We start from the raw sequence: 26,957 nt of genomic DNA on the forward strand, positions 1-26,957 counted from the left end.
CTGTTGTTATTTGCTCATGGTCGCCACGTTAAACACCTGCTCCAGCATCGGGTTGAAAACAAAGCCTTTCACTTCCTTGTTCATGGCGACCTGATAGTTTTTCTGGAACAGATAAACATAGGCGGCTTCATCAATGACGATCTTCTGCGCCGCCTGGTAAGCGTTGGTACGCTCGGCCTGATCCGACGTCGCCACGGCTTGCTTGAGCAAATCGTCGACGGTTTGGTTGTCATAGAAGGAACGGTTTCCCGGCAAGCCTTTCTTATCCGACTCGAACCAGTAGTTCATGAACATATAGGGATCGGCGAAGTCGGGGCTCCAGTTGCCGATGGCGATGTCGTAATCCCCTTTCCCGACGCGGTCGCGCATGGTGGCGTTAGCCAGTTTTTCCAGCTTGACGTTAATCCCCAGCGTATTCAGATTCGCCTGGGTGGAAATGGCGATCGGTTCCCAGTTGGGATCGCTGTCCGAATAAAGAAACGTCAGGCCCTGCGGCTTAACGGCGAGCTTGTCGTAAGCCGCTTTCGCTTTGGCGGGATCCCGGCTGTACTGCATGGCTTGCGGATCGTACCCCCACAGCCCTTCCGGGATCGGGCCGCGCATCTGCTTGCCGTTCCCGCCGAGAATACCGTTTACCATGCCCGCGTAATCGGTCGACCAGGAGATGGCGCGCCGCAGATCCGCCTGGTTTAACGGCGCCTTGCCGTTGTTGAGATAGAGATACGTCACGCGCAGCGACGGATATTCATCAGTGGCGACTTTCCCCTCCTGTTTCAACGCCGCCATTTGATCGACGGGCAGCGACTCCGCAATATCAATGTCGCCGCGGGAAAGCTGTAAGCGACGCGTCGCGCTCTCGCCGATTATTTTCACCGAGACGCGTTTAAAGGCCGGTTTCGCGCCGCTATAGTGCGGATTGGGCACCAGCACCAGCTGCTGCCCTTTCTGCCAGCGTTGCAACAGGTAAGGGCCGGAACCCGCCGTGTTCTCCGCCAGCCAGCCTCTGGCGTCATCGCCGCCATGCTCTTTCATCACCGCGGGGTTAACGATCGCCGCCCCCGCATTGGCCAGCGTATAGAGGAAAGGGGCAAACGGCGTACTGAGCGTGAAACGCACCGTGTAGGGGTCAACCACCTCGACGTTGAGATCTTTTGGATAGGCTTCCGACGGCCCCTGCCCGATCTTCAGCAAGCGCTCGAACGAGAACTTGACCGCCTCGGCGGTGACCGGTGCGCCATCAGAAAATTTGGCATCGTTTTTCAGTTTAAAGGTCCAGACTTTCCCATCGTCGGAAGCCTGCCAGCTTGCGGCCAAATCGCCTTCCACCTCCGTGGAGCCTTTGCCGTTTTCCGTTTTATACTGCACCAGGCGTTGATAGACAGGGTAAGTGACCGTCCAGTCATTATTATCAATGGTGACCGCCGGATCGAGCGTCTGCGGGTCGGCGGCTTTGCCGATCACCAGCATATCCTTCGGCACCGCCGCCAGTGCCGGCGTGACGATCATGGCAATGGCCGCGGCGATCAACGCCGGTCGAAACAACGAAACTGCGGTGGTAGTCATCTTCATGGCCGTACTCCTGGTTTCATAGTAAGTTGGGGGTGGTTACGTTTCGCGGTGCGATACAGCTAAAACGATCGCTTAACAGCGGGTAGGCCGTGGAGCCGGGCAGTTCAAAGTGCCACCATTCGCTGGCGATGCCGACAAAGCCGCCGCCAAACATGATGGCGTTCAGCAACAGGCGATTGCGCTGCGCCGCAGGCGGCACGCTGGGGTGATAAGGATGCGAGCGCTCATGCATCTCATCAAATTCGGTGCCCATATCCAGCAGCCGGCCGTTTTCGTCGAAAAGCGTGACGTCAACCGCGGTGCCGCGGCTGTGATTGGAACCCTGCGAGACTTCCACCACATACCGCGGATCCGGGCAGGCCAGCCACAGATACTCTTGCGCTTTCTTTGGACGATAAGCGTCGTAAACCAGCAGCCTGACGCCCGCCAGCGCGGCGATTTCCACACTGCGCCGCAGAGCGCCGGCGGCGTCAGGATGCAGTAGGCAACGATTTTCGCTGTATATGGTCTGGCCGGTAATGTTATCCGGCGTCGCATATTTCATGTCGATGCCCACCTGCGGCAACGCGGAATAAACATCAACCAATTCAATTTCTTGATTCATATAACAGACCTTGTTTAGCGTTCAAATTGTCCAAACTCCTGTTGCAGTTGGCGGTTTAGCGCCAGACGGGGCGCCAAACGCTCGCCGAGCCGTTCCACCACCGCGGAAAGCAGCAGGTTGAACAGGCAACTGAGCGGCGCCAGCGAATCCCAAAAATGACCGGTATCGGTATGCACTTGCAGCAAATCCAGCGGATAGTCACGCGCCCACGGGCACCAGATATCGGTGACCAGCGCCAGCGGCAGGTTGCGCTCGCTGGCCGCCCGGCAATACTGGCGGGCGACGGCGGAATACGCCCGGGTGTCGGTGACCACCAGGTAAGGGCGGGCAAACTCGGAGTTGAGCGACTCGACCCAGGTGCCCGACAGGCCGTCGACATAGCTGACGCGGGGACGCAGATATTCCAGATGGCTGAAAAAAGCGTTGGCGATACCGCGCGTGGACTGAATGCCTAAAATAAACACCGCTTCCGCTTCGGCCAGTTGCCGGCTCACCCGCGCAAAGGTTTCGCTCTGCGCCAGTTGATAAACCTGAGTGATGGCCTCCAGTTCAAGCTGGAGCGACTGGGAAAAACGCTCAGGCAACGCGTGCTGTTGTTGCCATGAGTCGAGGCGGTCAATCACGCCCCAGGGTTTATAGGGCATGTCCGACGTATGACGCAGGCTGCTTTTGACATCTTCCAGATTGCGATAGCCCAGTCTGCGCAGGTAGCGGCCAACGGTAATCCCCGTCGTTCCGGTTGCTTTGGCGATGCTGTCCGCGGTCTCAAACGGGATCTGGGCAATATGCGTCAGCAGCCAGCCAGCGATACGTTTTCCGCTGGGCGTTTGCTGGCTAAAGCTGGCTTCAATCCTGGCAACTAACGCTGTCGTTTCCGTCATTTCCCGCCCCCATGTTATCTTTCTGTCATTAATTAAAATGCTGTTATATGGATAACAAATGCAGGGTGCGTGCCAGGTTTTATCCGGCCGGCAGAGCGGCCGTCAGGCGGCATTCGCGGTCATTAAGCGTCAAAATTTGGGTATGAAAGCGCAAAAATCGTGCAGAACCGATCCGTTTTGGTGCATGTTGGCGCCCGTGCGGGCAAAAAGAAGGGAACAGAAACGCGCTGTGGCGATGACGCACGGCGCGGCAAGGTTTTATTTACGGATTATCGACGGCCGATGCGTTTTATGCCTGCTTAGGCTGGCCGTTAGAGGCCGTTAACCCGCCGTCGACAGGAAGATTCGCGCCGGTGATATAACGCGCGTCATCGCTGGCAAGAAAGGCAATGACATCCGCAATGTCCTCAGGTTCGCCCGCCCGCTGCATCGGGATACGCTCATAGAATTTTTCCAGCAGCGCTTTATCCTGCTCCGTGTCTTCGGTAAGTTCCGTCAGGATAAAGCCCGGGCAGATCGCATTGACGCGCACGCCGTCTGCGGCATAGTCCATGGCGACCGCTCGCGTGAAATTCGTAATCGCCCCTTTCGCGGCGTTATAGCTGCTCATGCCCCAGTCGCCGCCAAGACCGGAAACCGACGAAATATTAATCACGCTGCCTTTGGTGTTGAGCAGGGCCGGCATGAAATAATGCAGGCAATAAAATACGCCGTGCAGGTCGGTGCCCATCAATTTATGCCAGTCATCCAGCGTCAGTTCATGTACGCGCCCCTGGACGATCATCCCGGCATTGTTAACCAGCACGTCGACCCGGCCGTACTCGTCCGCTACGCGCCGGGCCAGGGCTTCGACTTCGCTGGCCTCAGAGACATCGCAAGCCGCAATCAAATGTTTTCCCGACGCTAACGATGCCGCGGTTTTTTCCAGTTTTTCCTGGGTACGGCCGACCAGAACAACGCTTGCTCCTTCGCGGGCAAAACGCCGGGCCGTTCCGGCGCCAATGCCTGAACCCGCACCGGTGATAACCACAACTTTATTCTTAAAGCGTTCCACGTTGCCTCCTGTTTGTGCTGCATTTGTTAATTGTGACGTGCATCACGTATATATTTAACCTTGGCAGCCACAGGAAACTCTGCAAGAAAAAAACGTATTTTGCGATTAATCAACTGTTTTTTATGGCAATAAAAATCTTTAAAAATGTGTCGGATAAACCAGGCGAGCAGGGTTAAACCACCATCCCCCGCCCGCCGTAGCTTCTGGTTTGCGCCAGGTTTTCCCAGAGCGGCTGGAGCCGTTCGAGCGCAATACGCATCTGTGCGGGTTCCAACGTAAACGGCAGCCTTAGATACCGTTCAAATGCCCCTTCAATGCCAAATCGCGGGCCTGCGCCGATACGGATGCCGATGGACTCGGCGCTGGCGGCGAATACGCTTGCCAGCGGTTTTGGCAGTTCGATCCACCAGGATAAGCCGCCGGCCGGCTCGGTTATCCGCCAGTCGGGAAATAACTGTTTTATCGCCGCGCTGCTGATATCCCGCTGCCGGCGCAGCGTTTCCCGGCGCCGCGGCAGGAAATTATCGGCGTCATTAAACAGGCTGATAGCCGCAAGTTGTTCCAGCACCGGACTCCCTAAATCCAACGTGGCGCGTACCTGCATCAACGCGGCGATGGTGCGCGACGACGCGCGGATCCAGCCAAGCCGCAACCCTCCCCAAAAACTTTTTCCCGCGGAACCAAGCGTAATCACTCTGTCCGCCTTATCAAAGGCCGCCAGCGGCGGCGGCGGCGGCGCGTCGAACCATAAATTCACCATGGTTTCATCCACCACAATCGTTGTGCGGGTTCGGGCCGCAATCCCGGCTACCGCCGCACGCGTTCCGGCATCCATACAGCGCCCGGTCGGGTTATGAAAATCAGGAAGCAGGTAAGCCAAACGAGGGGAAGTCTGGGCAATGGTCGCCGCCAGTCCGTCGGTGTCCCAGCCGTTTTCCGGCAGACTGACGGGCACCGGGCGACACGAAGCGCCGTTGATTGCCGCCAGCGCCATCGGGTAAGTCGGATGGTCGATAACCACACGATCGCCGGGGCCGGTAAGCAACCGCAGGATCAGACCGAATCCGCTGACCGCGCCGTTCACCACCATTATCTGATCCGCCGTGGTCGGCAGCCCGCGGCCGGCGTAGTGGCGGGCAATGATCGCACGCAGCTCAGGCAGGCCCAGTTGATCGTATCCGGTGGCGCCGAGGTGCTCCGGCAGAGCGATCAGCGCGCGGGCATAGGCCTGATGGATCTCCGGGCCCGCCGTCAGGGCGGCGATGGAGAGATCGAGCGTCGGAGCCGCACCCGGTAAAGGGGAGGAGGCATTGCCGCCGTCCGGCAGTAGCGTTACCGAGCCGGAACCGTGACGACTGAGCAGATAACCCTCGTCACGCAGTCGCGCCAGCGCGGCGGCCACCGTGGTACGGCTAATGCCCAGTGCCGTCGCCAGTTCGCGCTCCCCCGGCAGCCGGCTGTCCAGCGGCAGACGACCGTCCAGAATCAACAATCGCAGGCCATCCGCCAACTGACGATAAACCGGCATGCGCGGTAAATCCTGGCGCCAGTGTCCAAGAAGCTTAATCAACGAGGCCGTACCGGTTCTGCGCTGTGCCATATCAGTCCACTTTATAAAAACTGGACCTTAATACTAAATCCATTTTGCGAGAAGGTATAGCCACGATGAATGTATTAAGGTGAAGATCATGATGGCGCGTCGCTTGCTGCAACTTTATATCGGACTGGCGTTATACGGCGTATCCACGGCAATGTTTGTGCACGCCAATCTCGGCGTCGATCCGTGGGACGTGTTTCACCTGGGCGTGGCGCGGATCTTTTCTCTGACTATTGGTATGGTGATAATCGTCGTTGGCGCATTGGTGCTGCTGCTGTGGATCCCGCTGCGTCTTCGTCCCGGACTGGGAACCGTCAGTAACGTGATTGTGCTGGGTCTGGCGGTGGATGCCGCGCTGGCTTTGATGCCGCCTCTTGAATCGCTGATGGCGCGCGGCGCACTGTTGATTGCCGCCGTAGTAATCAACGCGTTGGCGACCGGCATGTACATCGGCGCGGGTTTTGGCGCCGGGCCGCGCGACGGGTTAATGACCGGAATTCATGCCCGCACCGGCTGGTCGGTGCGTAGCGTGCGTACCGCGATTGAAGTCACTGTGCTGCTGGCGGGCTGGATGATGGGCGGCACACTCGGCGTCGGCACCGTGCTTTATGCGCTGGCGATTGGCCCGCTGATCCAGCTTTGCCTGCCGTGGTTTCATATCGATCCGCGCCCGAAAAAACCGCTGACCGAACCCTCGGTGAATAATGGAATATAATAAATAATCCAATATATTTTTTATAAAATAACGTTTTATTTTATTATCTCACAACCCGATAAAGGAATAATATTAAATAGTCGAACGGTATCAAAAGAGATAAGTAGAACATATCGCGTTTAAATTTATTTATCGTCGATATTATAATGAAAAGTTGCAACTTGATTGCAAGTTAATCCATTGTAAACGAAATGTTCGCCCTTGCTTCTACATTTTATCAACAAACCCTAATTAAATAGCAACAACATAAAATATGTTCCATGATTCAAATCACAAAATAAATTAACAATAAGTCGCTATACTGAGCCTGTGTTTATTATTAAATATAAAATCACAAAAAACATAGGATACATTATCATGTATAAAAAATTATTTGAGCCTAAAAGAATAAACCAATGCGTTATTCCTAACCGGCTTGTTGTAACCGCAATGGTAGCAAATTATTGTAACACCGACGGCACCTCTTCCGATCGATACATTGCCTATCATGAGGAAAAGGCAAAAGGCGGCTGGGGGTTAATTATCACCGAAGATTACGCGGTCAATGAACATGCGATGGGCTATCAGTATATCGCCGGTTTATGGAATGACGAACAAATCGCCAGCCATAAAAAACTAACGGATACCATTCATCGCTACGACAGTAAAATCTTTGCCCAAATTTATCATGCGGGCAGACAAAGCAACGGTAAAGTCAACGGCGGGGTTCAACCCATGGCGCCGTCGCCCATTCCCTGCCCGTGGCTGAGAGAAATGCCGCGTGAGTTGTCGATTGAGGATATTCAGAATCTGGTTAAGGATTTCGGCAACTGTGCGAAAAGAGTCAAACAGGCGGGTTTTGACGGCGTAGAGATTCATGCGGGTCACGGTTATTTAATCGCCGAGTTCCTCTCTCCCTATGTCAATAAACGCGTCGATAAATACGGCGGCTGTCTGGACAACCGGGTGCGGTTTTTGAAAGAAATCTATCAGGAAGTGCGCAGCAATGTCGGGCCGGACTTTCCGGTGATGGTCCGCTTCTCGGCGTATGAAGGTTTTGTCGGCGGCCGGGACATTTCCGAATCCCGCGTGCTGGCTCAGTTGTTTGAAGAATGGGGCGTTGATGCGCTGGATGTTTCCGTCGGCGCCTATGGCGATCATAATAAATTCGGCACGGTTTCCCCGATGTATGTAGGCCATGCCTGGACCGTGCCGTTTGCGGAAGAGATAAAGAAACTGGTGAATATCCCGGTGATTACCGCCAACCGCATTAACGACCCAAGGATGGCGGATAGCATTCTGTCGATGGGCAAAGCCGATTTTATCGGTATGGGCAGAGGCTCGCTGGCCGATCCCCATTTACCCAACAAAGCCAAAGCCGGAGAATTAACCTCAATCCGCTACTGCATCGGATGTATGCAGGGCTGTACCGGCAGTCTGTATGTGGGCGGGCCGCTAGAGTGTCTGGTCAACCCGACCCTGGGACGGGAAGGCGTGCTGGACTACACAAAAACCTCAACGCCCAAAACCGTTTTTGTCGCCGGCGGCGGGCCGGGCGGGATGGAAGCCGCCCGCGCCGCGGCGCTACGCGGGCATCGCGTGACATTGTTTGAAAAAAGAAATCAGTTAGGCGGGCAATTCCTTTCCGCCGCGTTCCCTCCCGGCAAAGGTGAATTGGCAACCTACACCGCATGGGCTATTCAGGAATTGGAAAAACTGAATATCGACATAAAATGCGGCACCGAACTGACCGAAGACATTATCCGGCAGGAAAAACCAGACACCGTTATTATTGCCACCGGCGGGAAACCGGCCATGCCGCCGATTAAAGGCGTTAATCTCCCTCATGTTGTTTTTGCGGAAGATGTTTTGTTGGGTAAGGTAATAACAGGAAATAATATTGTTATTGCCGGCGGTGGCGAAGTGGGCGGTGAAACCGCCGCGCATCTTGCCATGCAACAAAAAAATGTGACCGTTATAGAAATGCGCGACCAGATATTGCAGGAGCTTGATGGCGTCAGTAAATTACACGTTATAAATATACTGAATGAATTCAACGTAAAACAATATCTAAATACCAAAGTGGCGGAAATTACCGACACGCATGTCATTGTTGAAAATCAACAAGGACAAGTTTCTATTGAAGCCGATACCGTCGTTCTGGCATTAGGTTATGTTCCGGTTAATGAATTAGCGAAACATCTTAATCAAACCAGCAATAATGTGGTGGTAATCGGCGGCGCGGTAAAAACCAGTAATGCCATGGTGGCAATAAAAGAAGGATTCGATGCGGGTATGGCGGTGGTTTAATTCCGTCTTACACCTTATCGATTTTACGTTGTAGAAACCGGGGCGAATCCTCTTCGCCCCGTAACACAACGCAGGCCTGCGTCACGCACTCATCCTGCACGCTGGCGGTGCAATAACGCACTGCGACCAAACACCGGAAGTTGATTTTATCCCCCGCACGCTAAGGGCTTCGCGCCCTTACCTCTCTTGTCCGGTTAAATAATTCCATTTGATAACAGTAAGATATTTTCTATATCTGCATTTTCTGCGCGGAACAGTCAGTGTGGCATGTTTCATGCTTTTATAACTACATGCAAGTTACTTGAATTAAATGCACATCACTTTCAACAGGGGAATATCATGACATTACGCAAATTCGCCGCCGTATGTTACGCATCCACGTTGTGTGCGATCGGCGCGCTGGCCGTTCCTGCCCACGGCGCCGATCTGCTGGATCGGATTAGCGCTCAAAAAACCATCACCATTGCCACCGAGGCGCGCTATGCCCCCTTTGAGTTCGTTCAGGACGGCAAAATCGTGGGTTACGATGTCGACCTGATGAACCACATTTTGCAAAAGCGCCTGCCGGGCGTGAAGGTAAAACAACTGGATCTGCCGTTTCAGGGGATCCTGCCGGGGCTGGATGCGAAAAAGTTCGATTTCGTGGTCACGGCCGTCACCGTCAACAAGCAGCGGATAGAACATTTTGCCTTTACAGTGCCCATCGCCGAATCCACCGTTGCCCTGCTTAAACGCGAAAACGATACGTCGATCGCCACGCTGGACGATCTCAGCGGCAAAGTCGTTGGCTCGCAGGCAGGCTCCGGTCAGTTGCAGATTTTACAAGCGTTCAATGAGCAATTGAAAGCCGGCGGCAAGCCCGGCATCAAAGAAATCAAGCAGTACGTTTCCTTTGATGAAGCCTATGCGGATTTGGCGAACAAACGGCTTGACGGCGTCGCCCAGTCGCTGGCGAATCTCGGCCCGCTGATCAAAAGCCGCCCCGGCATCTTCAGCACGCTTGAACCGATGCTTGGCCCTACCACCTATTTCGGCTGGGTCGGACGTCAAGACCAGGATAGCGCCCGGCTGGTAAAACTGTTTAGCGACGGCATTGCCGAAGCCAACCGCGACGGCACGATGAAAGCGCTGCAAGATAAATGGTTCGGCTTCACCATGACCGTTCCGGCCGATCAGATGCCTGCGCCGAGTCTGTAAGGGAGACGCATGGCCGATTTTTACGCACGGTTCCTCGCCTGGCTTCCCGACCTGCTCAACGGGGCGGCGACCACCGCGTCGTTGTGTCTGACCGCCATCGTCGCCGGCTTTTTTGTCGGCGTGGGGCTCCATCTGATGGAACGCAGCCCGATGCGGATCTGGCGGAGCATCGCCAACGCCTGGGTCAGCCTGTTCCGCGGCACACCGGTGCTGGCGCAGATGCTGCTGTGCTTTTATCTGCCCGGCGAACTGGGGCTGGAAATATCCAGCTATCTGGCCGCCGTGTTAGCCCTGACGCTCAATACCGCCGCCTATCAGTCACAAATCCTGCGCAGCGGCTTTGCCGCCATCCCGCCCGGCCAGTTGGAGGCGGCGGCAATCTGCGGTCTGAGCCCATGCCAGACCTTGTGGCGTATTCAGGTGCCGCAGGTGCTGCGCCTGACGCTGCCGTCATTAGTTTCTGAACTGATCGACGTGGTGAAAGCTTCCGCCGTGGTATCGGTTATCGCCATCACCGACCTGATGCGGGTGGGCCAGCAACTGGCCTCGTCAACCTATCAGCCTCTACAGGTGTATATCGCCACGGCGCTGGTCTACCTGTTGCTGACCAGCCTGCTCGCGCTGCTGGGCCGTCATTTTGAACGCCGCTGGGTGAAGGAAAGAATATGAACGATCTGCTTCTCTACCTGCCTGACTACCTGCGCGCGATGGGCGTCACCCTGTGGATCAGCGCCTGCTCGGCGCTGCTGGGCGCGCTGCTCGGTTTCGCCCTGCACGCGCTGTGCCGCCGGCAGCAGGCGCTCTATGCCGCGTGGCGCTTCTACGTCTGGGCGATCCGCGGCACCCCTTATCTAGCGCAGTTGGCGGTTATTTATTTCGGTCTGCCGTCGGTCGGCATCATGCTGAGCGCCATTGAAGCCACCATTTTGTCGTTGACGTTATACAGCGCCGCCTATTTTGGCGAAATCTTCCGCGCCAGTTGGCAGAGTATTGCCCGCGGCCAGTTGGAGGCGGCGGCGGCGCACAATATTTCGCCGTGGCACAGCTTCTGGCATATCCAGACGCCGCAAGCAATGCGCTTCAGTCTGCCGCTGCTCGGCAATCAGTTCATTCTGACCATTAAAGAAAGCGCGGTGGCCTCGGTGATCACCGTGCCCGAGCTCACCATGACGACCGGACAAATCGTTGCGAATACCTATACCTACGTCCTGCCCTATGCCCTGCTGATCCTGAGCTATTGGCTGCTGGCGCAGGCCGTCAGCCTGAGCATTCGCCTGCTTGGCCGCTGGCAGACTTCTAAAGGATACCCCTATGGCTGAAACCATTATCGAACTGCGCGGCGTCGGCAAGTCATTCGATGGCAACCGGGTGCTGAAAAATATCAATCTGGCCGTCGATGCCGGCGAGATCGTCACGCTGATTGGCCCGTCGGGATCGGGGAAAACCACCGCGCTGCGCTGCATGAACTTTCTGGAAGCCTATGATGAGGGGGAGATCTGGATTAAAGGTCAGCTATTGGGTTATAGCGGGCCGGGGCGCGAGCCACGGCACCGCGACAGCCCGGCGTTGATTGCCGACGTGCGCCGTCCGCTGGCCATGGTGTTTCAACAGTTCAATCTGTGGCCGCACATGACGGTGCTGGAGAACGTCGCCGCCCCGCTGGTGCTGGGGAAAAAGCTGCCGCGCCACGACGCCCGCCAACGCGCCGCCGCCGCGCTGGCGCAGGTCGGCATGAGGGAAAAGGCCGACGCCTGGCCGTCGCGCCTGTCGGGCGGACAGCAGCAGCGCGTCGGCATTGCCCGGGCGTTGGCGCTGGAGCCGGAACTGCTGTTGCTGGATGAGCCGACCTCCGCGCTCGATCCCGAACGGGTCGAGGAAGTGCTGGACGTAATAAAAGCGCTCGCCGACAACGGCATCACCATGGTGATGGTCACGCATGAAATGTCGTTTGCCGCCCATATCTCTTCGCGCATTGTTTTCATGGCCGACGGTTCGGTGGTGGAAAGCGGCCCGCCCGGTACGCTGCTCCGCGCCCCGAAAAGCGTACGCTTGCAGACCTTTCTGGCGCCGTGGTTTAAAAGCCCGTTGCAGCTTGATGAGCCGAGGTTCGCCGATGATCAGTAAACAGGCGAAAAAAGCGGCGGACTGCGTCAGGCAGTCTCGGTTACTCGACAATCTGGCGATTCTGTCGCGATTCGGCGCGCTGGCTTCCGGCGGGGTAGACCGTCAGGCCCTTTCCACGGAAGATCTGGACGCCCGGGCCTGGCTGATCGATCTGGCGCAATCGCTGGGCTGCGAGGTCTCCACCGATGACTGCGCCAACCTGTTCATTCGCCGGGCAGGACAGCAGGATCTGCCGCCGGTGGTCACCGGCAGCCATATTGATACCCAGCCATGCGGCGGCAATCTGGACGGATGTTACGGCGTGATGGCCGGCATCGAGTGCCTGAGCGCGCTCAATGAAGCCGGCATCGTCACCCAGCGGCCGCTGGAGGTCGTCGTCTGGACCAACGAGGAAGGCAGCCGCTTTGCTCCCGGCGCCATGGGCTCCAGCGCCTTTGTCAATCCAGACTTGCTGGCGGGCTATCTGGAGAACCGCGATCGGGACGGGGTCACGGTCGGCACGGCGCTGGCCGACTGTCACCGCCGTTTTGCCTCCCTGCCGCGCCGCGCCGCATACCCGATGGCGGCGTTTATCGAACTGCATATCGAACAAGGGCCGGTGCTGGAACAGGCCGGCCTGCCGCTGGCGACCGTACAAGGCATTCAGGGCGTCCGCTGGTATCAGATCCGCTGCCTCGGCCAAAGCGCCCATGCGGGCACCACGCCGATGGATCGGCGCAAAGACGCCATGACATTAGCGCGCCGTCTGGCGGATCGCATTGAGCAGAGCGTGGCCGCGGTGCCAATCGATCGGCGGCGCTTAACGTTTGGCAGCTGGCAGGTGACGCCGAACGCCATCAACACCGTGGCGAGCGAAGTCAGTTTCACCGTCGATTTCCGCCACCCCGACGACGCCGTTTTAGACCGCTTTGATGCGGCCATCGCCGCGCTTGCCGCCGACGACGTGACCGTGACGTCATTGCTGTTTCAAGCGCCGGTCGCCTTCGACCCGCATCTGCTGGCGCAGCAGCAGGCGTGCTGCGAGGTATTGGATATTCCGACCGGTCAGTTGGTTTCAGGCGCTTTCCATGACGCGATGTATCTGGCCCGGCACTGTCCGACCAGCATGTTTTTTGTCCCCAGCCGCAATGGCATCAGCCATAACCCGGCCGAATATACCGATCCCCATTCGCTTTGGCTTGGCGCCAGAGCGCTCGCCTGCTGTCTGACAGCGCTGGCAAATCCATTAACAGGAGTCAATTCATGAGCACACACCACTACCCTGCCTGCTGTGAAAAAGATAACGGCGCCGCACTGGGCACCAACGCCACCGCCACCTCGCCGATTTCCGCCGACGGCACGCCGGTTCCCGGCGAGCTGTATACGGTGCCCGCCCGCTGCGGCCGCGCCGTGCGTCTGCAAAAAGGGCAGGTTATCCGCATTATCAATACGCCGGGAAGCCAGGTGTGCGATACCTGGCTGTTCAACAGCGACGATCTGAGCGAGTTCTCATCCATGGAGCACACCCGCGCATTTATCGACAAAATCATCCCCAAACCGGGCGACGTGCTGGTCACCAACCAGCGCCGCGCCATCGGCACGCTGCTGACCGATACCTCGCCGGGGGTGCACGACACCCTGATCGCCGCCTGCGACCTGTTCCGCTACAGCAATATGGGGATCACCGAATACCACGACAGCTGCGCCGATAACATGCGCCTGGCGCTCAATGCCATCGGTCTGCGCGCCCGTGAAGTCCCGCAGCCGCTGAACCTGTGGATGAATACGCCGGTAAACCCCGATTACAGCATCTCCTGGCTACCCGCCGTCAGCAAAGCGGGAGACTATGTCGAGATCCGCGCCGAACTGGACTGCATCGTGGTCATGTCCGCCTGCCCGCAGGACATCGTGCCAATCAATGGTTGTAATCCTCAGGCGATTCATTTTAGTGTAACGGCATAATCAGCCATGCTGCCCGCTGTCAGGCGGACGACGGGCAGCGTCTACATTCACAACCGATAACTCGTTATGAAAAAAAACGGCGATACCAGCGGTACTGTACTCTCCAATCTGGGCATGCGGCTACGGCATGCCCGTCTGGCGCAAGAAATGACCTTGAAACAGTTGGCGCAGAAGGTGGAATGCTCTGAAAGCCTGCTGTCTAAACTGGAAAACGAGGTGGCGACACCCTCTCTGGCTATGCTCCACCGGCTGGCGCGCTCACTGGAAACCAACATTTCAGACCTGATGGCGGAAAACTGGGTGACGGATTCGCCGGTGCTTAAACCGGAGCAACGGCGGCGAAAACGTTTTCTGCAACGCAATAAACAGGGCGGCATCGAACTGGAAAACCTGACCTATCACCATAAGGGCGGTCTGTTACAGGGAAATATCCACATCATTGAGCCAGGCGTCGCCAGCGATGGCCTGATTGAACACCACGGCGAAGAGATGGGATATGTGCTGTCCGGCGATATCGAACTGTATCTGGGCGAAGAAACCCATCGTTTAGCCGCCGGGGATTCCTTTTATTTCCCCAGCCACATCCCTCACGGCTACAGCAACATTGGCAAAACGGTTGCCCATGTGCTGTGGGTCAATACGCCCGTTACGTTCTGAATCGCGCAGCCCCACGCGCCGCAATCCCCTCAGTCTGGCCGGCAGCCGCCCGGCCAGGCATCCCCCGTTGAAAAGCCGCCGCTGTCGATCCGACTCTGGCTATTTCCCGATCCACGCGGTGGATTCATGAACTTTTTTAGTGCGAAAATTGCTCACACTGCTCTATTTCAGTACAGCCCCTGCCGACATCCCGCTGGCTTAGCACCGTATTTTCCCCCTATAACCACGGCACAGCGCCCGTCCCGACGGCATTTTCATACCCATTTCAGGCGAATAAAAAAGCAGGCATGAAACTTGCTTTATTTAAACTCAAGTTACTTGAAAGCAAGTTAACACTATTGAATCGGAGAATGAAGATGGCCACATTTTATACCCCGCGTCCTTTTACCGCGCTCTCGCGGATAGCCGCTGTCGCCGCTGTCTCAATAACGCTTGCATACGCCAGCGTGGCCAGCGCCCAATCATTGAAGGTGGCCATTGTGATGGCCGGCAACATTACCGATCACTCGTTTAATCAGTCCGGTTACGAGGGCGTGACGCAGGCCGGCAAGGCGCTGGATCTTGAGGTGGCCTACAGCGAAAAAGTGCCCCAGCCCGATCAGGCCCGCGCGCTGTCTGACTATGCCCGTCGCGGCTACGACATTGTGATCGGCCACGGCGGCGAGTTTCAGGACGCGGTCGAGCGGGTCGCCAAACGTAATGCCAACACGCAGTTTCTGATCGTCAACGGCACCAAAAGCGGCGACAACGTCTCCACGCTGGCTTTTGACATGAAAGACATGGGTTATGTGATTGGTTTTATCGGCGGTAAAAGTTCGCAAACCGGGGTCGGCGGTTTTGTCGGGGCGCAGAAAATCAAAGCCTATACCGATCTGAACGACGGTTTCGTCGAGGGTTTTAAGGCCGCGAGACCGGATGGCAAGGTGCTCAGCGCCTGGACCAACGACTGGGACGACCTGGCTAAAGGCAAGGAAGCGGCGCTGAACCTGATTGACCAGCAGGCGGATGCCCTGTTCCCGACCATGGATAACGCGGTGCTTGGCAGCCTACAGGCGATAAGAGAGAAAAATAAACAGGGTTTCGGCATTTACTATGACGCGCTGAAAGACTGGCCGGACAACCTGCTGCAATCCGCGGTGCTGGATATGCGCGGCGCATTACTCACCGTCCTGACCCAGGCCAAAAACGGGCCGCTGGGCGGCAAAGCCTACGTCTACGGCTTCGAAACCCCGACCGCGTTTCGTCTGGGCAGCTACGGGAAAGCGGTATCGGAACAGACCAAAACCGAGGTCGCCGCGTTAATTGAGGAGATCAAACAACGCAACGCCGCCGCGGCAGCGCAACCGTAATGAATTACCTCAGCATCGAAGGCCTGAGTAAACGATTTGGCGAGTTCACCGCGCTGGACACGGTCTCGCTTAACGTCAGCAAAGGCAGCATCCATGCGTTGCTGGGAGAAAACGGCGCGGGCAAAACCACGCTGATGAATATCCTGTACGGCCTGTACCAGCCCGATAGCGGCCGCATCAGTCTGGCGGGCACCCCCCTGAAGGCGTCATCTCCCAGACAGGCGTTGGACAGCGGTCTGGGGATGATCCACCAGCATTTCATGCTGGTGGATAACCTGACGGTGCTGGAAAACGTCATTCTCGGTTTTCCCGGCGGGCTGCGGCTCAGACTGGCGGAGCACCGTCGCAGGCTCATCGAACTGAGCGAGCAGGTCGGCCTGGACATCCACCCCGACCGTCCGATATGGCAATTGCCTATCGGCATGCGCCAGCGGGTGGAGATCCTCAAGGCGCTCTACCGCAATGTTGACGTGCTGATCCTCGACGAACCCAGCAGCGTGCTCGGCCCCGATGAGATAGAAGCCTTTTTGCAGATTCTGAAAAAACTGCGCGGCATGGGAAAAACCATGCTGTTTATCACGCATAAACTGGACGAGGTGTTCCGGGTTTGCGATCGGGTGACGGTGCTGCGCCGGGGCAAGGTCGTCGGACACGCGGAAATTGCCGACACCACGCCACAGACGGTGTCGCGGATGATGGTCGGTCGCGAGTTGGCGAAGCCGCCCGATCTGCCGCCGATGCCGCCGGGCGACGCGGTGCTGGCGGTGCGGTCGCTCAATGCCGACAACGATCGGGGAATGCGGGCGCTGCATGATATTTCATTCCAGATCCGCGCCGGCGAGGTACTGGGCATCGCCGGGGTTGACGGCAACGGCCAGTCGGAGCTTGCCGAAATCATTACCGGCTTGCGCCGGCCCACCTCCGGCGACGTCAGCATACGGGGGGAATCGATGTTGGGTTATGACGTGGGCGAACGCCGTCGCCGCTTCAAGGTGGGCTATGTTCCCGAAGATCGCCACAGCACCGGCCTGATTCTGGACTTTGCTCTTTGGCAAAACGCCATGCTGCGCGACGCCTGCCGCGCGCCCTTTGCCCGCCACGGATTGATCAAAGCCCGCACAGCCCGGGACATCACCCGCGACTGGTGCGAGAAATACGATATCCGTATGCATTCGGTTAACCAACCGGTTCGCTTCCTGTCCGGCGGTAATCAGCAAAAACTGATTTTTGCCCGTGAAGTGGAATGCGACCCGACGCTACTGGTGGTGATGCAGCCCTGCAAAGGGCTGGACGTCGGCGCCATCGAGGCGGTGCAGCGCGTGGTGCGCGAGCAGCGTATGCTGGGTAAGGCGGTGCTCTATATCTCCACCGAACTGGAAGAAATTATGGCAATTTCCGACCATATTGGCGTCATGTGCGCCGGCCGACTCACCGGGATGCTGACGCGGGCCAACGCGACGACGGAACGTATCGGCGAGCTAATGACCAGCGATACCGTCGAGGACGGCGGCCATGAATAATCTGCGGCAGGCGCTCTACCGTTTACGCATGGTGTGGGCGGTGATGGCGGCCTTTGCCGTCGGTTCATTGCTGATCCTGGCGACCCATCACAACCCGATCAACGCCTATGCCGCCCTGTTCCAGGGCGCCTTTTTCGATTACTACGGTCTGGCCGATACGCTGATCAAGATGTGCCCCATGCTGCTTGCCGGCCTGGCGGTGATCGTGCCGATGCGCTGCGGCCTATTGAACGTGGGGGGAGAAGGGCAAATTTATATCGGCGGACTGGCGGCGGCGGCGGTCGCCCTCTATCTGCCGGCGGCGCCCGCCTGGCTGCATCTGCTGCTGTGTCTGCTGGCCGGTATGCTGGGCGGCGGGTTGTGGGGCGCCATCCCCGGCTACCTGCGGGCGACCCGTGGCATCAATGAGGTGATCGTTACGCTGCTGATGAATTACGTCGGCATCAACATCGTCAGCTATTTCGCCGGCGGCCCGATGATGCAGGACGGCGCCCCTTACCCCTACTCCAACGAAATCAGTGAAAGCCTGTGGTTGCCGATTTTCCTGCCGCACACCGACACCCATATCGGCGTGTTCATCGCCGCCGCGCTAAGCATGCTGCTCTTTTGGGTTTTACGCTACACCACCGTGGGTTTTTCCATGGCGGCGGTAGGTAAAAGCCCCACGGCGGCGCGCTATGCCGGTATGTCCGTCAACCGCCATTTAATCGGCAGTATGATCGCCGGCGGCGCGGTGGCCGGGCTGGCGGGAGCGATTGAGGTTGTGGGCGTCAAGTATCGGTTGTACCACCTTTTCAGCCCCGGCTACGGTTACGACGGCATCGTGGTGGCATTTATGTCCAGCCTCAACCCGCTGTTCGCCATGCTGTCCGCCTTTTTCCTGGCCGGGTTAAGCTCCGGGGCGCAGTTCATGCAGCGGGCCATCGGGCTTGACGTCACGGCGATTGAAGCGCTGCGCGGCCTGATCGTCATCTTTGTCGCCGCGGGTCTCATCTGGAAACTCAGGCGACAAAAGCCGCCGGCCGCCGCGGATAACCTCGTTCCCTCCCCCCTCTCGTCACGGAGCCACCGGTAATGGATGCAACCTATCTCGCGATTGCCTCGACAGGGCTACGCCTGTCCATTCCGCTGATCTTCGCCGCACTGGGCGGCATCTGGTCGGAACGCGCCGGGGTTTTCAACCTCGCGCTGGAAGGCAGCCTTCTTAGCGGCGCGTTCGGCGCGGCGCTGGGCAGTTTCTACTTTCACAGCGCCTGGGCCGGGCTGGCGGTCGGGCTGTTCGCCGCCGGGTTGACCGGCCTGCTGCTGGCGGTGATGACCGTCTGGCTGTCCATCAACCAGATGGTGGCGGGTATCGCCATCAATATGTTCGCGATCGGCATAACCGCCTTTCTCTCGCGCATCGTTTTCAGCGGACAAGGCGCCTCCGACAGCCTGACCGGCTTTTCTCCCCTCGCCATCCCCGTGCTGTCCTCCATACCGGTCGTCGGCAACCTGCTGTTCAATCAGGATGCGCTGGCGTACCTGATGTACGCGCTGGTGCCGCTGGCGTGGTGGTTATTGTTTCATACGTCCTGGGGGCTGAACCTGCGCGCCACCGGCGAGTATCCGCGGGCGGTTGACAGCGCCGGTCTGTCGGTGTTTGGCATTCGTTTTATCAGCGTGGTCGGGTCGGGGGTGATTGCCGGCCTCGGCGGCTGTTATCTGGTGCTGTCGCAGGTATTTATGTTTACCGAACATATGAGCGCCGGCAAAGGTTTTATCGCGCTGGCGGCGCTGATACTCGGCCGCTGGCACCCGCTCGGCGCGCTGGCGGCCTGTCTGTTGTTCGGTCTGGCGGATGCGTTACAGCTACGGCTACAGTTCAGCCATCCCGACGTGCCTTATCAGCTGTTCGTGGTGCTGCCTTATGTGGCGTCCATCGGCGCGCTGATCGTCTTTGCCGGGAAAATCAGACCGCCGGCGGCGGCCGGGGAACATTATCAGCGCGGCGGTAAATAACGCGCCGTATTTTTCCACCTCACTTATCAGGCAATGGTATGACAACAACACACGGTATGATCAACAACCCCATCCCCTGGCCCGATGGCGCGCGGTGCGCCGTGGCGATCACCTTTGATGTGGATGTAGACAGCTTTCTCCATCTGCAACGCCCGGCGGACAGCTATAAGCGGGTCAGCACCCTTTCAACGCTGCAATACGATCCCAACATCGGCGTGCCCCGCATTCTGCAAACCTATCGCGAACTCGGCCTTAAGCAGACCTTCTTTATACCGGCGTGGTGTATCGAGCGCTATCCGGCCATGGCGGAGGCCATCGTCAGGGAAGGTCATGAGATTGGTCACCACGGTTACATTCACGAGCACGCCAACGAACTCAGCGAACAGGAAGAACGCTTCTGGCTGCGCAAGTCGATTGAGATTATCGAGCGGCATACCGGCAAGCGGCCGCGCGGGTTTCGCGCCCCGCTGTATAACTTTTCCCCGGCCACCACCGATTTGCTGATTGATGAAGGATTTCAGTACGATGCCTCGCTGATGGGCGACGATGTGCCTTACCTGTTGCGCGGTAAAAAAGGCCATCTGGTCGAGCTGCCCACCCACTGGGCAATGGACGACTGGCCGCCTTACGTGCATATGAGCGACATCGACTACGTTATGCCGATTCGCTCGCCGCAGGAAGCGATCGGGGTGTATAAGGCCGAGTTCGACGCCATGTGGGAGTACGGCGGACTGCTGGTGGCGGTGTGGCACCCCTTTGTCACCGGGCGACTGGCCCGCTGGCATGAAACCGTGCGCTTTATCGAATACATGCAGTCACGCGGCGGCGTATGGTTCGCGACCCTTGAGGAAATAGCGGCCCACGTCAATAAAGTCCGCGCCGACGGGCGGGTTCATCTGCATGAAGAACAGATGCCGCCTTATCCGGGGCCGGTCACGTTCGATAAATTTTAACCCGCCATTGAACCGCCCCACAGGAAGCGGTTCGTCCCCTCGCCGACCTCAATATCCTATCGCCGCCCCCGCCGGGCGGCGAATGTCATTGGCGCCGTACAGGTAGCCTTCACGCACTTTGCCGGATACCGCCGAGTCGTTGCCGGAATTGGCGGGAGTCACCCCGGGCGCGCCGGGCAACCCGACCATGATCAGCTCCGCCGCGCCCCAGGGCGTTTGTTCAACCATTTTGTAGCCGCGCTGTTTCAGCAAAGCCAGCGTATCGGCAGACAGACCGCGTTGTTCGTAATACACCTCATCCGGCAGCCACTGATGATGAATACGCGGCGCATCCACCGCTTCCTGCGGCGCCATGCCGTGGTCGATCACATTGAGCGCCGTTTGCAAGGTAATGGTGATAATGCGCGAGCCGCCCGGCGATCCCAGCACCATGAACACTTTCCCCTCTTTGGTGACCAGCGACGGGCTCATGGATGAGAGCGGGCGCTTGCCGGGGGCAATGGCATTACGCTCCCCCTGCACCAGTCCATACAGGTTTTTCTCCCCGACCTTAATGGTGAAATCATCCATTTCATCGTTAAGGAAGAAGCCGGTGCCCGGCGCAATCACCACTGCGCCGAAACGGCCATTGACCGTATAGGTGGTGGAAACCGCGTTGCCCTGATTATCGACAATCGAATAGTGGGTGGTTTCCGGTTTTTCATGCGGCCCGATGCCCGGCTGAACCCGCTGCGACGGCGTGGCGTTTTCCGGTTCTATTTGCTTGCGGATCTCGGCGGCATAGCTTTTGCTCAGCAGGCGGTCGATCGGGTTGCGGACAAACTCGGGATCGCCAAGATAGGTATTGCGATCCATATAGGCATGACGCATTGCCTCGGTGAGCACATGCACGGAAGCCGCAGAATTAAAGCCCATCGATGCGATGTCGTACCCTTCCACGATATTGAGAATTTCACACATCGTTACCCCGCCAGAGCTGGGCGGCGGCGAGGAAATGAATTTATAGCCGCGGTAATCACAGGTAACCGGCACGGTTTCGGTGATGCGGTAATTGGCGAAATCAGCGGCCGTCAGAACACCGCCCCCCTGCTTCGCCGCCTGCTCCACCAACTGGGGAATGCTTCCCTTGTAGAACGCGTCCGGGCCGTTATCCGCGATCGCCTGCAAGGTATTCGCCAGATCGCGCTGCACCAGCTTATCGCCGGGCTGCAACGGGCTGCCGTCAGGACGCAGGAAAATCCGCGCGGATTCAGGATCGTCTTTGAAACGCTTGACCGTGGTGTCCAGAATATCGGTATCCGCCCGCGTCAGCTCGAAACCATAACGCGCCAGCTTGATCGCCGGCGCCATCACCTGTTCGCGGCTCAGCTTGCCGTACTTTTGCAGCGCCGTATCCAGCCCCAGCACCGTGCCCGGTACGCCGGCGGCCAGATAACCATACAGGCTGGCCCCTTTCTTCACGTTGCCTTGCGCATCAAGGTACATATCCGCGCTGGCCGCCGCCGGCGCGGTTTCACGGAAATTGATAAACGTGTCTTTGCCGTTTGCCAGATGAATGGTCATAAACCCGCCGCCGCCAATATTGCCGCAGCAGGGATTAACCACCGCCTGCGCATAGCCCACGGCGACAGCGGCATCGATGGCGTTGCCCCCCAGCTTCATGATATCCACCCCGACCTGCGAAGCCAGATGCTGCGAACTGACCACCATGCCGTTTTTCGCTTCTACCGCCGGCGCCGAGGCGGCCCGTACCGCTCCGCCGACCAATAGCGCCGCCACGCCCAGTGACACAAGCCATTTTGCCGATACCATCACGACTCCTATTACTCTGTTGATTGTTGAGCGCCCGCCCTCAGTCTCGTCGACATTCGCCGCGATAATCCATCGCTTTCCCTATACGCTGAATAAGCGAATGGCCGAGGTTATTGTTCCAGTTAAAGCTGTTTTGCAGCACCACGACCGCAATCTTGTGCTGGCGATCCAAGCCGATATAACTGGAGTACCCGCCAATATAGCCTACCTGATAAGTAATACGTTGCCGGCCGATCTCATCGGTAATCCAGGCAATATTTGCCGCCTCTTTGGTGCGATTGTAGTAAGTTTTCAGCGAGTCGCTGATGGCTTCATCCAGCGCGGCGTCGCCTGTCGGGTAGAGATGCGCGTGCGCAAATTTCAGCAAATCATTCGCGCTGGTGTAGAGGCTGGCCGCCCCCATCATGTTGGAAGAGAAATGCCAGTCGGGTATCGGCGTGCCGCGTAAAATAAATTTTGGCTGATCGCCCGCATGACCGATGGCGCGATAGGGGAATTGTTTTAATTTTCCGGGTGTGAAGCTGGTATTTTTCAGTCCGAGCGGCTGGATAATATGATTATTGACTAACTGATCGATCGGCGCGCCGGTTTTCAGCCGCAGGATATAATTCAGGATGGCGTAGCCGAGGTTGGAATAGAGCGGCACGGGATGAGCCGGCGCATTAAAATTAGCCAGGTAGTTCAGAACATTGTCATCATCCAGCGTGGCGTAAAAGTTGTTTCCGGTGAACAGATATTCGGCGAACAATCTCAGCATCCGCACATCCATCATCTGTCGTGGTAAACCGGAGGTATGCGTCGCCAGTTGCAGCAGGGTGATCTTTTTTGCCCGCTCGCTTAAACGAATATTTCGGGGCATCAGCCGCTCAAGCGTATCATCCCATTTCAATACGCCCTGTTTTACCAGGATCGCCGTGGTTTCCGCCGTAAAACCCTTGCTCACCGAACCCACCGCAAAAAGGGTATCGCCGGTGATCAGGTAGCGATGATAAGCGTCTGTTACGCCATAGCCCCAACTGCGCATTTGCCCGTCGGCCGTCAGCACGCCGACCACCAAACCCGGCGTGATATTTTGTTTGAGTAATGGAATAGCGAGACGCTCGACTTCTTCTTGCAAATCATAACGGCAGGCCAATCCACTGCCGTCAAAATTCGACTCGTCCGTCGACATATTCGACAATGTGCCACAGCCGGAAAGCGTCAATACAAAGGCGGTACAGAACGCCAATTTAAGGGCTGCGAGCATAGTTGTCTTTTCTGAGCGCTAACATGGTTGCTTGAGATTAAACGATTTTACAGAGGATGATAATCAGATAGCTACGTTTTGTTCACCCTCCGGCTGCGTAAAACGCCGCCTGCCGCAAAGCCGTCGCATTACCGGGATGCTGATTTAGCACTTTATAAAGATCCCAAAATGGCGCTTTATAAAGAATTTTAGGGCTTAATATCCAATATTATGAACTTTATAGATAAACAAAAATACCAAAATCATAATGTGCTATTATTTTAACCTAAAGCCATATTTCTGCTATTTATGTCCTAAAAAAGGAACATTATGAGCATTGCTAATAAATCGCCGGCGGCGATTGCCGAAGAACTGGGGGAGCGCTTAAAACAGGCCCGGCTAAACAACGACTTAACGCAATCAGACGTCGCGGAGCTGGCCGGTTTATCACGAAAAGCGGTACTCAACGCTGAAAAGGGAAAAGTCCAACTGGAAGCGTTGGCGGCTATCATGGTTGCGCTTAATCTGACGGAACCGTTAGATAAATTTCTGCCCGCTCAGGATATTTCCCCGATCCAACTCGCCAGGCTGCAAGGCAAGCAGCGACAAAGGGCGTCAGGCCAGAGAAAATCGAAAGATAACCAAAGTCGCGGGGACGTACTTGAATGGTAATGGAAGTTATCAACGTCAATTACAGAAATAGTGAAGTGGGCGCCGTCAGTTTTAATACGGAAACCGGTATCGGCGCATTTGAATATACCGCTTCATTTATCAGGCAAGGCGTTGAACTCGCCCCGCTTAAAATGCCGTTGGACAAACGAATATACTCTTTCCCCGAGCTTGATTTTGAAACATTCAAAGGATTACCGGGATTAATTGCGGATTCCCTGCCGGATGACTTCGGCAATGCCGTACTCAACGCCTGGGTGGCAAGCAAAGGTAAACAACCGCGCGACATTACGCCCCTGCAACGCTTGCAGTATACCGGTAAGCGAGGAATGGGCGCGCTCGAATACGCGCCTGCCACCAGGCTGAAAAATCTGAATGCCTCACAGCAGGTTGAAATTGCATCATTGGTCAGTATTGCCCAGGAGATTCTGGATAGCCGGGCAGACTTTTCAGTTGCGTTAAATAAAGCCGGTCAGGAAGATCGCGAAGCCATGATGACGCTGTTATCGGTGGGTATGAGCGCAGGCGGCGCACGCCCCAAAGCGGTTCTGGCATTTAATGATGATTTTACCCAGGTTCGTTCCGGTCAGACCGACGTTCCCAAAGGGTTTACTCATTGCCTGATGAAATTCGATGGCGTAAGCGAACACAATAAAAACCAGGAAACGTTCGGCGACCCGCTCGGTTATGGCGCCATGGAATACGTTTACCACCTGATGGCCAAAGCCTGCGGTATAGATATGATGCCTTGCAAACTGCTGAATGAAGGCCATCGCCGCCACTTCATCACCCAGCGATTCGACCGGATCGGCAATCAGAAAATTCATGTGCAAACCCTCAATGGGCTGGCTCATGTGAATTATAAAAAACCGGGTTCCTTTTCCTATGCGGAACTATTCGGGGTAGCCAGGCAGCTCCGCCTGCCAGCCGCCGCAGCCGAACAATTGTTTAAGCGCATGATATTTAATATCGTCGCCAGAAATCATGACGATCACGCTAAAAACTTTGCGTTTATTTTGAATGACGACGTATGGGCTTTGGCGCCGGCTTATGATATCGCCTACAGCTACAAGCCACACAGCAAGTGGATCAATAGTCATTGGATGAGCCTCAACGGCAAACGCGACGACTTTACCCGCCATGACCTCTATTCCCTTGCCGGACTCAGCCCGCTCTTTACGCCGGAAAAGATCAATAACATGCTTGATGAAACCATCAGCCACGTCGCGCAATGGCGAAAACTGGCTACAGAACAGAGTGTGCCAGAGACGTTGATAGCGGAAATTGAGGCCAACCTCAGGCTGTCGCTATAAACCGGCAACGATAAACATAGTCTGGCCGCAAGCGTTAAAAATCCCCCTTACAAGCAGTTTCCCAAACGCGATTTCATTGGGAAACCGCTTGAGCGCAGAGCGTCAACGCATGGTCACAAACTCTTCCGACGCCGTCGGGTGAATGGCGACGGTATTGTCGAAATCCTTTTTAGTGGCGCCCATTTTTACCGCCACCGCAAAGCCTTGCAGCATTTCGTCCATCCCGACGCCAATCCCGTGGATACCAACGATTTTCTCTTCCTGACCCACACATACCAGCTTCATGCGGCACGGCTGACGATGCTGCGTCACCGCGGTATACATGGCGGTGAAAGAAGAGGTGTAGACCTTCACCCGATCGTCGCCATACTGTTCACGCGCCTGCGGTTCGGTGAGGCCAACGGTGCCGATCGGCGGATGGCTGAACACCACGGTCGGAATATTGCTGTAATCCAGATGTTCGTCCGGTTTATCGTTAAACAAACGCTCGGACAAACGGCGGCCGGCGGCCACGGCGACCGGCGTCAGCTCTACCGCGCCGGTGTTGTCGCCCACCGCGTAAATGCCCGCTACGTTGGTATTCTGGAATTTATCGACGTTGATGTAGCCTTTGTCGTTTAACGCCACGCCCGTTACGTCCAGGTTCAGATTATCCGTCGCCGGCTGGCGGCCAATGGCCCAAATCAGGCAGTCGACGGTGTGTTGTTTACCGTTTTCCAACTGTAGCGTCAGGCTGCCGTCGGCGTTTTTTACCACCGCGTTGGGAATGGATTCGGTATGCAGCGTCGGCCCTTCGCTGTTCATCACTTCAACCAGCGTATCGACAATCAACGGATCGAAGCTGCGCAGCGGCGATTGTTTACGCACAAACAGGTGCGTTTCCGACCCCAGCGCGTTCACCACGCCGGCAATTTCCACCGCGATATAACCGGCCCCGACGATAGCGGTACGTTTCGGCAACGCATCCAGCGCAAAAAAGCCGTCGGAATCGATACCGTATTCGGCGCCGGGAACATCGGGACGCGTCGGACGCCCCCCCGTCGCGATTAAAATATGGTCGGCGGTGATCCTCTCGCCGTTCACTTCCACGGTATGCGCATCAACAAAGCGGGCAAAACCCCGAATGACATCCACGCTGTTTTTACCCAGCACGTTATTGTAGGACTGATGAATACGCTCAATGTAGGCGCCGCGGTTTTTAACCAGCGTACGCCAGTCAAACCGGTTGACCGTGGTATCAAAGCCGTAATCCGGCCCGTACTGATAGATTGCCTCGGCGATCTGCGCCGCATGCCACATCACTTTTTTCGGCACGCAACCGACGTTGACACAAGTACCGCCCAGATATTTTGCTTCAATCAACGCACATTTTTGCCCGTACATCGCCGCGCGGTTGATGGAAGCGATCCCGCCGCTGCCGCCGCCAATAGCCAGGTAGTCATAGTGTTTGGTCATCAGAGTATCCATGCTTGGGTAAGTAAAATTCG

Annotated in this window: 24 protein-coding genes; 16 read left to right on the top strand and 8 right to left on the bottom strand. The window is 56.8% G+C overall.

All coding sequences use genetic code 11. The features are described from left to right. Window positions 1-6 precede the first annotated feature (6 nt). From HOY33_RS12320 to HOY33_RS12340, 5 genes are all read right to left on the bottom strand, one after another. Complete coding sequence (locus HOY33_RS12320; protein WP_370541639.1) at window positions 7-1,563, bottom strand: ABC transporter substrate-binding protein; 1,557 nt, start codon at window positions 1,561-1,563, stop codon at window positions 7-9. 22 nt (window positions 1,564-1,585) lie between these two features. After that, complete coding sequence (gene ddpX / locus HOY33_RS12325; protein ID WP_172290513.1) at window positions 1,586-2,173, bottom strand: D-alanyl-D-alanine dipeptidase; 588 nt, start codon at window positions 2,171-2,173, stop codon at window positions 1,586-1,588. Window positions 2,174-2,187: 14 nt separating this feature from the next. Continuing rightward, window positions 2,188-3,054 (bottom strand): MurR/RpiR family transcriptional regulator, encoded by an 867-nt coding sequence (locus HOY33_RS12330; RefSeq protein ID WP_172290514.1) that lies wholly within the window; start codon window positions 3,052-3,054, stop codon window positions 2,188-2,190. A 289-nt stretch (window positions 3,055-3,343) separates the two neighbouring features. After that, window positions 3,344-4,108, bottom strand: a complete 765-nt coding sequence (locus HOY33_RS12335; RefSeq protein ID WP_172290515.1) for an SDR family NAD(P)-dependent oxidoreductase — start codon at window positions 4,106-4,108, stop codon at window positions 3,344-3,346. A gap of 172 nt (window positions 4,109-4,280) precedes the next feature. Further along, window positions 4,281-5,708: a PLP-dependent aminotransferase family protein gene (locus HOY33_RS12340; protein WP_172290516.1), complete on the bottom strand. Its 1,428-nt coding sequence runs from the start codon at window positions 5,706-5,708 to the stop codon at window positions 4,281-4,283. 91 nt (window positions 5,709-5,799) lie between these two features. Here HOY33_RS12340 and HOY33_RS12345 point away from each other — a divergent pair, with 91 nt between their 5' ends. From HOY33_RS12345 to HOY33_RS12410, 14 genes are all read left to right on the top strand, one after another. Beyond that, window positions 5,800-6,420: a YitT family protein gene (locus HOY33_RS12345; RefSeq protein ID WP_172290658.1), complete on the top strand. Its 621-nt coding sequence runs from the start codon at window positions 5,800-5,802 to the stop codon at window positions 6,418-6,420. Window positions 6,421-6,777: 357 nt separating this feature from the next. Continuing rightward, on the top strand, window positions 6,778-8,709 hold the full coding sequence (locus tag HOY33_RS12350) for an FAD-dependent oxidoreductase (protein ID WP_199377794.1): 1,932 nt from the start codon (window positions 6,778-6,780) through the stop codon (window positions 8,707-8,709). Window positions 8,710-9,048: 339 nt separating this feature from the next. Further along, window positions 9,049-9,906 carry a transporter substrate-binding domain-containing protein gene (locus HOY33_RS12355; protein WP_172290517.1) on the top strand — a complete coding sequence of 286 codons (858 nt, stop codon included), beginning with the start codon at window positions 9,049-9,051 and terminating at the stop codon, window positions 9,904-9,906. 9 nt (window positions 9,907-9,915) lie between these two features. Beyond that, window positions 9,916-10,575: an amino acid ABC transporter permease gene (locus HOY33_RS12360; protein ID WP_172290518.1), complete on the top strand. Its 660-nt coding sequence runs from the start codon at window positions 9,916-9,918 to the stop codon at window positions 10,573-10,575. Further along, window positions 10,572-11,225, top strand: coding sequence for an amino acid ABC transporter permease (locus HOY33_RS12365; RefSeq protein ID WP_172290519.1), 654 nt, complete (start codon window positions 10,572-10,574; stop codon window positions 11,223-11,225). Before HOY33_RS12360 ends, HOY33_RS12365 begins: the two co-directional genes overlap by 4 nt. Continuing rightward, on the top strand, window positions 11,218-12,030 hold the full coding sequence (locus HOY33_RS12370) for an amino acid ABC transporter ATP-binding protein (protein WP_216660496.1): 813 nt from the start codon (window positions 11,218-11,220) through the stop codon (window positions 12,028-12,030). The genes HOY33_RS12365 and HOY33_RS12370 overlap by 8 nt, the downstream gene beginning before the upstream one ends. Continuing rightward, window positions 12,020-13,276 (top strand): M20 family metallo-hydrolase, encoded by a 1,257-nt coding sequence (locus tag HOY33_RS12375; protein WP_172290520.1) that lies wholly within the window; start codon window positions 12,020-12,022, stop codon window positions 13,274-13,276. The genes HOY33_RS12370 and HOY33_RS12375 overlap by 11 nt, the downstream gene beginning before the upstream one ends. Beyond that, window positions 13,273-13,971, top strand: a complete 699-nt coding sequence (locus HOY33_RS12380; protein ID WP_172290521.1) for a DUF1989 domain-containing protein — start codon at window positions 13,273-13,275, stop codon at window positions 13,969-13,971. Before HOY33_RS12375 ends, HOY33_RS12380 begins: the two co-directional genes overlap by 4 nt. A gap of 66 nt (window positions 13,972-14,037) precedes the next feature. Further along, a complete protein-coding gene (locus HOY33_RS12385) occupies window positions 14,038-14,628 on the top strand; it encodes a cupin domain-containing protein (protein WP_172290522.1) in 591 nt (196 codons plus the stop codon). Between the two features lie 356 nt (window positions 14,629-14,984). Continuing rightward, window positions 14,985-15,977: a BMP family protein gene (locus HOY33_RS12390; protein ID WP_172290523.1), complete on the top strand. Its 993-nt coding sequence runs from the start codon at window positions 14,985-14,987 to the stop codon at window positions 15,975-15,977. Then, the gene (locus HOY33_RS12395) at window positions 15,977-17,497 is read left to right on the top strand and encodes an ABC transporter ATP-binding protein (RefSeq protein WP_172290524.1); all 1,521 of its coding nucleotides are present in this window, start codon (window positions 15,977-15,979) and stop codon (window positions 17,495-17,497) included. Before HOY33_RS12390 ends, HOY33_RS12395 begins: the two co-directional genes overlap by 1 nt. Beyond that, entirely contained in the window at window positions 17,490-18,572 is a 1,083-nt protein-coding gene (locus HOY33_RS12400; RefSeq protein WP_172290525.1) for an ABC transporter permease, read from the top strand. The genes HOY33_RS12395 and HOY33_RS12400 overlap by 8 nt, the downstream gene beginning before the upstream one ends. Next, window positions 18,572-19,498: an ABC transporter permease gene (locus HOY33_RS12405; protein ID WP_172290526.1), complete on the top strand. Its 927-nt coding sequence runs from the start codon at window positions 18,572-18,574 to the stop codon at window positions 19,496-19,498. The genes HOY33_RS12400 and HOY33_RS12405 overlap by 1 nt, the downstream gene beginning before the upstream one ends. A 38-nt stretch (window positions 19,499-19,536) precedes the next feature. After that, window positions 19,537-20,451, top strand: coding sequence for a polysaccharide deacetylase (locus HOY33_RS12410; RefSeq protein WP_216660497.1), 915 nt, complete (start codon window positions 19,537-19,539; stop codon window positions 20,449-20,451). Between the two features lie 48 nt (window positions 20,452-20,499). Here the strand turns inward: HOY33_RS12410 and ggt are convergent, their stop codons facing one another. Together ggt and HOY33_RS12420 are read right to left on the bottom strand one after the other, a co-directional pair. Further along, window positions 20,500-22,263: a gamma-glutamyltransferase gene (gene ggt / locus HOY33_RS12415; protein WP_172290527.1), complete on the bottom strand. Its 1,764-nt coding sequence runs from the start codon at window positions 22,261-22,263 to the stop codon at window positions 20,500-20,502. A gap of 40 nt (window positions 22,264-22,303) precedes the next feature. After that, a complete protein-coding gene (locus tag HOY33_RS12420; protein WP_172290528.1) occupies window positions 22,304-23,509 on the bottom strand; it encodes a serine hydrolase in 1,206 nt (401 codons plus the stop codon). A gap of 309 nt (window positions 23,510-23,818) precedes the next feature. On the opposite strand from HOY33_RS12420, the gene HOY33_RS12425 reads away from it, so the two are divergent. Beyond that, the gene (locus tag HOY33_RS12425; protein ID WP_216660498.1) at window positions 23,819-24,160 is read left to right on the top strand and encodes a helix-turn-helix transcriptional regulator; all 342 of its coding nucleotides are present in this window, start codon (window positions 23,819-23,821) and stop codon (window positions 24,158-24,160) included. Further along, window positions 24,154-25,470, top strand: a complete 1,317-nt coding sequence (locus HOY33_RS12430; RefSeq protein ID WP_172290529.1) for a type II toxin-antitoxin system HipA family toxin — start codon at window positions 24,154-24,156, stop codon at window positions 25,468-25,470. The genes HOY33_RS12425 and HOY33_RS12430 overlap by 7 nt, the downstream gene beginning before the upstream one ends. A 102-nt stretch (window positions 25,471-25,572) precedes the next feature. Here the strand turns inward: HOY33_RS12430 and gorA are convergent, their stop codons facing one another. Beyond that, window positions 25,573-26,925, bottom strand: a complete 1,353-nt coding sequence (gene gorA, locus HOY33_RS12435; protein WP_172290530.1) for a glutathione-disulfide reductase — start codon at window positions 26,923-26,925, stop codon at window positions 25,573-25,575. Window positions 26,926-26,957 lie beyond the last annotated feature (32 nt).

It is taken from the genome of Brenneria sp. hezel4-2-4 (assembly GCF_013155275.1).
GTDB lineage: Bacteria > Pseudomonadota > Gammaproteobacteria > Enterobacterales > Enterobacteriaceae > Brenneria.